The following is a 6,001-nucleotide window of genomic DNA, read 5'->3' as shown; positions in this document are numbered from 1 at the left end:
ACACTGATGGAAATTACAAAAATGAAAGGCAGCTGTTTTAAAAAGATCTCTTCTTGCATAACAACGTTAAAGTTTACCGAAATAACGGTGCTAATTAAATGAACAGCATACAAAGTGAAGAAAGCGAGTCGTTTTTGGATATTTCCAATAAAATAAGCGATAAAAAAAGCAAAGTAAAAGGCAAAGTAAATATAATTGAAAATAGTTGTCAGGGCTAAGGAAATAACGATTAACAAAGCCGTCCATACGTAAACGGACTTGCCTGTTGAAACAAAAGCAAAACGATAGAAAATAAAAAATAAGATGGTGAGTAACGAACCAACAATAATGTGATTCATGGATGAAGACTGTAAAATAAAATAAAATGGTAGAATGACAAATACCGTCCATATGTACGGAGATAGTCCAGTGATTTTTTGGAAAAACGTATATTTTTTCATAAAGAACCTCGTTTACTTGTTAAAATACACTATTAGTTTACCACAAAGTAGAACGAAATAAGTTTAGAGAGATAGATAAAACAGTCAAGCTTTTGAAAGCTTGACTGTTTTGTTTTATTAAAGTTCTGCTTTTGTTTGAGATGACATTCTGCTTGCTTTTGGTGCAGCTGAGCGTGTTTTTATTTCTTTAAAGCTCACAAACATTTTGTTTTCTTCATCCCATAGACGGAATCGAAGAGAGCGAAGACTTGTTGCGAGTGTAATGGTTGGTACATTTTGAAGAGGCTGCGTGTGTTGATGAACAGCTTCAAGCTTATAGTTTGGCACTCTTGGGCTTAAATGATGTACATGGTGAAACCCAATATTGCCTGTTAGCCATTGCAATAGTTTTGGAAGCTTGTAAAATGAACTTCCTTCAACGGCAGCTTTTACATAATCCCAGTGCTCATCTTCTTCAAAATAAGAATCTTCAAACTGATGCTGTACATAAAAAAGCCAAATTCCAATTGAACCTGAAATGAAGAAAATCGGTCCTTGAATTAATAGGAACGCCTGCCACCCTACCAACCAGCAGGTCGCTGCTGCTAATGCAACGATCAATACATTTGTAAGATACGTATTCATTCTTTCTTGTTTCTTCGCATTTTTTTGATTGAATCGGTTTGTAATCAAAAATACATATATAGGTCCCACGCCGAACATAATGAACGGATTGCGATAGATACGGTAAGCGATTTTTTTCCAAATAGAAGCTTCTTTATATTCTGTTACGGTTAACACCCAAATGTCACCCGTACCTCTTTTATCTAAGTTGCTGCTTGTTGCATGGTGAATTGCATGGCTATGTCCCCATTGACTGTAAGGGAACATCGTTAAGACACCGGTAATGGTTCCGAGAATTTTATTGTGTTGTCTACTTTTAAAGAAAGAGTAGTGACAACAGTCATGAAAAATAATGAATATTCTTACTAAAAATCCTGCTGCGATAACAGTTAGCGGAAATGCTAAAAAATAAGAAATTGAAAGGCTCTCATAAGCGAGAAACCACAGTGTGAAAAAAGGTAAAAAAGTATTAATCAATTGTCTTATGCTGTCTTTCATTACTGCTTTTTCAAAAGGTGCAACTTGTTTTCGTAAATTCTTTTGTTTTTGTATAGTCATATGAAATTCCTTTCATCACCGTATATTACCCTCAGTATAAAGAGATTTTTCTGACTATTTAAGACATACGTGTCATATAGAAACCATGACAGTTGTCATATATACGTAGGGGGAAGCTGTAAAAAATGAAAAAAAGCGGTATTTAACAGTCTGCGGTTCTGATAAAATTATACAGTGAAGGCTTATTGCTACGGAGTATTTAAGAAGAAAAAAGGAGTTTGAAATGAATAAAAGAAATAGATGGGTATATCTTCTTCTAGCTTTTGGGATCATGGGAGCAGGCCTTTTATCAAGAAAACTTACCGCGAATCTTCCTCACATCGTAAATATATATGCGGGAGATTCGTTATGGGCCTTAATGATTTTTGTCAGCGTGGGTTTTTTGTTTCCTGCATGGAGGATAAAAATGACTGGTATGTTTGCTATAGTGTTTTGTTACTTCATTGAATTTACACAGTTGTATCACGCTCGGTGGATTGATGACATAAGAAAGACTGCGCTAGGAGGGCTCATTCTGGGGTATGGCTTCTTATGGAGCGATATACTGGCTTATTCGATTGGAGTCGGGGTAGGAATGAGCTCGGAATATTATAGATATCGATTTAAAAGATCCGCCTAGCAAATACGGTTCAACGAATTTTAGAACTCAGCTGAGGATGGAATAAGCCGTAAGGTTATGAAGCAGGATGTATATACATAAAAATAAACTTATGCATAAAAATTTTTTACTTAAAACCAATTGTCTATTCGTTGAACGAGAGGAAGAGAGGGGATTATTTGAACTTAATAGCCTGGATGATTATTGCATGTGAAATCGCTTTTTGGATAGTCATCATTTTAGGATTAGCAGCAAGGTATATGTTTAAAAAACAAAAGCTCAGTTTTTTTATTTTAGCTCTAACACCTGTTGTTGATTTTTTTCTTCTGATTGTGACGAGCGTAGACCTTTACGGAGGTGCTACAGCGACCTATGCTCACGCTATTGCAGCCGTGTATATTGGAATTTCGATCGCTTTTGGAAAAAGTATGATTCAATGGGCAGACGAACGCTTTCAATATTATGTGATGAAAAGCGGAGAAAAACCCCGTAGGCGCTATGGAAAAGAATATGCAAAGCATTATTTTAAGTCATGGCTACAGCATCTTGTTGCTTACGCTATTGGAGCAGCTCTTTTAGCGGCAATGATGTATATAGTACCAAATGGAAAAACCAACGTGCTGCAAAATGTAGTGGAATTTTGGACAGTTATTGTAGGAATTGATTTCCTATTATCTCTTTCTAATTTCGTTTGGCCTAAAAAAGAAAAAGAGTCCGGTTATACCAACTTATAAAAAGACATCGTCATGCGTGTGAAGCAAAAAACCTCCCCGTAAGGAGGTTTTTTGTTTTACCATCCAGGGTATAGGTATATGAATGATGCTTGTCTAAGGTAGTTCAGTTTAGTTGCTTAAGCGGCTAAACTGCTTTTTGTGCAAATATATGTACAATTTAGGTAGCATGCATGATAAGAATTCTGTGTATTCCATATACTACCTTATATGAAAGATAGACAAGTGATACAATACAGTTTGTTTTTAGGAGAGCTTTTATGAAAAAACGCCGGTTGGACTTTATTTTTTTATTTATTATTTTACTTTCCATTTATGCTTTCTTTTTTACCTCTATTGATGTTCATTGGAAGTATGCCTTAGTTGGATTATATGGTGTCATCATTTTCATTTGTATGTATTCACTTATGCTTGAAAATCGAACGCCTGAAAGTACGTTAGTTTGGATGTATGTCCTCTTTTTCTTCCCTGTTGCAGGTTTTTTCTTTTATTTGTATTCAGGACAGCTCTATTTAAAGGGGCATATGTTTAAAAAAAAGCGTATGCATAACCGAGAGATGCTTAGAAAGATGGCAGACAAAGAAACGACGCCTGATCTATCGCCGCTTCAATCGCATCAGCGTTACTTTGCTCAGTATCTTCAATGTGTATCTTTGACAAAGATGAATGTTCATACAAAAACCTACGTCCTTAAGAACGGGCAAGAAACGTTTAATGAAATCAAAAAGCATTTGCAATCAGCAAAACAGTTTATTCATATGGAATACTATATGTTTCACTCAGATGCTCTAGGAAAAGAAATCATTGATATTTTAATAAAAAAAGCAAGCGAAGGTATAGAAGTGCGCTTTACATTCGATACAATGGGAAGTTTTACACTATCGGGTTCAGATATTAAACGAATGAAAAAAGCGAATATTAAAGTGCATCCTTTCTTACCTATTAAGTATGGATTTTTCAATCAAAAATTCAACTTTCGAAACCACCGTAAAATAGTCGTAATTGACGGGGAAGTAGGTTTTGTAGGGGGATTGAATGTTGGGGATGAGTATTTAGGAAAAAACAAAAAAATTGGTTTTTGGAGAGATACTCATCTGATGCTAAAAGGAGAATCTGTTCAAACCTTGCATTCGATCTTTATGTTCGATTGGGAATACGTTTCTGGAGAATGCTTAATTAACGATGAAGCGTATACAAAGCCTCATCCTGTCGAAGGAGAAGGCTTTGTGYAAGTGGTGGCGACAGGGCCCGATACGCAGGAAAATATGAGTGATTATTACTATACTATGATTACAAGCGCGACGAAATCAATCTGGATTTCAACTCCTTATTTTGTTCCAAATGAAGCCATAAGAACCGCCCTTCGTATTGCGGCTAGAAAAGGTGTAGAGGTACGGATTATGGTACCCGAAATTAATGATGGCTTTCTGACTCAATATGGAACTAGGTCATATTTTGCTGAACTTCTTCGATGTGGAATTGAAGTATATTCGTATAGAAAAGGGTTTTTGCATCAAAAAATTGTGATTATAGACGGAGATATGGCTTCGGTCGGTACTGCAAATATGGATATGAGAAGTTTTCATCTGAACTTTGAAGTTAATGCATTTTTAATTGAAGGAGAGACGATTCAAACGCTCATCAAAAATTACGAAGAAGATATTGAAGACAGTCATTTGATCAAACCAGTAGCATTTTACAAGCGAAGCTTAGTAGAACGTTCGAAAGAGTCATTTGCACGCTTATTTTCAGGTGTTTTATAAAATAAAGTTTGTTTTCAAAAAGCAGGAGGAAACGTATGGGTGAATCTCCATTTGTTAAAAAAGATACGTTTGGTCGAAAGTTACATCGCTTAAAAGAACGTACTAAGCCATTTGTCGTACGTTTTTCACGGTTTGGTCATGTGGCTCAAGGTGTGGTCTATTTTATCATCGGTATATTAGCGATTCAGACAGCTTTCGGATTAAAAGGCGATTTAGTTACTTCTCAAGGAGCCCTACACACAATTGCAAAGCAGCCGTTTGGATTTTTGATTTTAATTGTCTTGGCAGTAGGTTTAAGTGGATATGCGTTTTGGCAAATCATTTCTGCTATTTTTGATCCTCACCACGTTGGGCATGGGGTAAAAGGCGTTTTCACTCGTTTGGGCTATTTAGTTGTAGCGACGTTTTATATTAGTCTTTGTGTGAGTTCGGTGAAAATTTTGCTTCATGCTCACGTTCATACCTCAGGTAAGCATTATCAAACGGTATCAGCCAAGCTGTTATCTTATCCCTTTGGGCAAACCATCATTGCGCTTACAGGTATCGGCGTTATTATCTTTGGGATTGGACAAGTATATTGGGCTCTTTCAGGACGCTTCTTAAAAAAACTAAAGAAAAACGAAATGTCAAAAGAAGAGTGGCGATGGAGCGGGCATATTGGAAAAGTAGGTATTATTGCTCGAAGTATCGTCTTTGGTATTATTGGTTTCTTTCTTATTCGCACGGCTCTTCAAGCGGATCCAGACGAAACGAAAGGGTTAGATGGAGCCCTTGCTGAAGTAGCACAGCGTCCTTTTGGGTCTGTACTGCTGGCTATCGTATCAATCGGGCTTATGGCATACGGAGTATATATGTTTGCAGAATCAAGGTATAAACGAATTGATCCTTAATAAAATTAAAAAGATGAAAAAGCTACTTTTTGACCTTCTGCTCATATCATATAGCAGATAGATAATGAACAGGAGGAGAGGCAGATGCCATCGGTAGTAGGAGCCGTAAATATCTCGAATGTATTGGTTTCATCTTCAGTGGAGTTTGGTGATTGTCTGGCTATTAAGCCAAAAAGTACAGCTTTTACAACAGTCGGTTCTGGCAGCGGGAACACAGGGAATTTTATGAATATTACAAGCAGTTCCAGTACCGCTAATACAATTGATATGGATATTAAGGATCAAAATGTAGTGGGAAATGCATAAGAAACGCAAGCTTATCGTCATCGGACGGTAAGCTTTTTTATTTGTATTTCACGTATACCCAGACGTTTCTTTACCACAATGTACCTCTAGGATTCTATCTTATAGGAGTAGT

General features: G+C 36.5%; 6 protein-coding genes and 1 pseudogene. 5 read left to right on the top strand and 2 right to left on the bottom strand.

Annotated elements, in window-relative coordinates; all coding sequences use genetic code 11:
* Together AC1DRF_RS14630 and desA are read right to left on the bottom strand one after the other, a co-directional pair.
* Nucleotides 1–440 (bottom strand): annotated as a pseudogene (locus AC1DRF_RS14630) (sensor histidine kinase); the annotation flags it as partial.
* Between the two features lie 117 nt (nt 441–557).
* The gene (desA, locus tag AC1DRF_RS14625; RefSeq protein ID WP_043979367.1) at nt 558–1,601 is read right to left on the bottom strand and encodes a Delta(5) desaturase DesA; all 1,044 of its coding nucleotides are present in this window, start codon (nt 1,599–1,601) and stop codon (nt 558–560) included.
* Between the two features lie 223 nt (nt 1,602–1,824).
* On the opposite strand from desA, the gene AC1DRF_RS14620 reads away from it, so the two are divergent.
* The 5 genes from AC1DRF_RS14620 (at nt 1,825) to AC1DRF_RS14600 (ending at nt 5,889) form a co-directional block, all read left to right on the top strand.
* Nucleotides 1,825–2,220 (top strand): ribosomal maturation YjgA family protein, encoded by a 396-nt coding sequence (locus tag AC1DRF_RS14620; RefSeq protein ID WP_427075426.1) that lies wholly within the window; start codon nt 1,825–1,827, stop codon nt 2,218–2,220.
* A gap of 158 nt (nt 2,221–2,378) precedes the next feature.
* The gene (locus AC1DRF_RS14615) at nt 2,379–2,933 is read left to right on the top strand and encodes a hypothetical protein (RefSeq protein ID WP_043979363.1); all 555 of its coding nucleotides are present in this window, start codon (nt 2,379–2,381) and stop codon (nt 2,931–2,933) included.
* Nucleotides 2,934–3,190: 257 nt separating this feature from the next.
* Nucleotides 3,191–4,693 carry a cardiolipin synthase gene (gene cls / locus AC1DRF_RS14610; protein WP_477741010.1) on the top strand — a complete coding sequence of 501 codons (1,503 nt, stop codon included), beginning with the start codon at nt 3,191–3,193 and terminating at the stop codon, nt 4,691–4,693.
* Nucleotides 4,694–4,728: 35 nt separating this feature from the next.
* A complete protein-coding gene (locus tag AC1DRF_RS14605) occupies nt 4,729–5,583 on the top strand; it encodes a DUF1206 domain-containing protein (protein WP_013056203.1) in 855 nt (284 codons plus the stop codon).
* 84 nt (nt 5,584–5,667) lie between these two features.
* On the top strand, nt 5,668–5,889 hold the full coding sequence (locus AC1DRF_RS14600) for a spore germination protein (RefSeq protein ID WP_013056204.1): 222 nt from the start codon (nt 5,668–5,670) through the stop codon (nt 5,887–5,889).
* Nucleotides 5,890–6,001 lie beyond the last annotated feature (112 nt).

Source organism: Priestia sp. P5_B4 (assembly GCF_056400385.1).
Note: the sequence above shows the minus strand (reverse complement) of the source record. Positions and strands in the feature narration are given on the sequence as shown.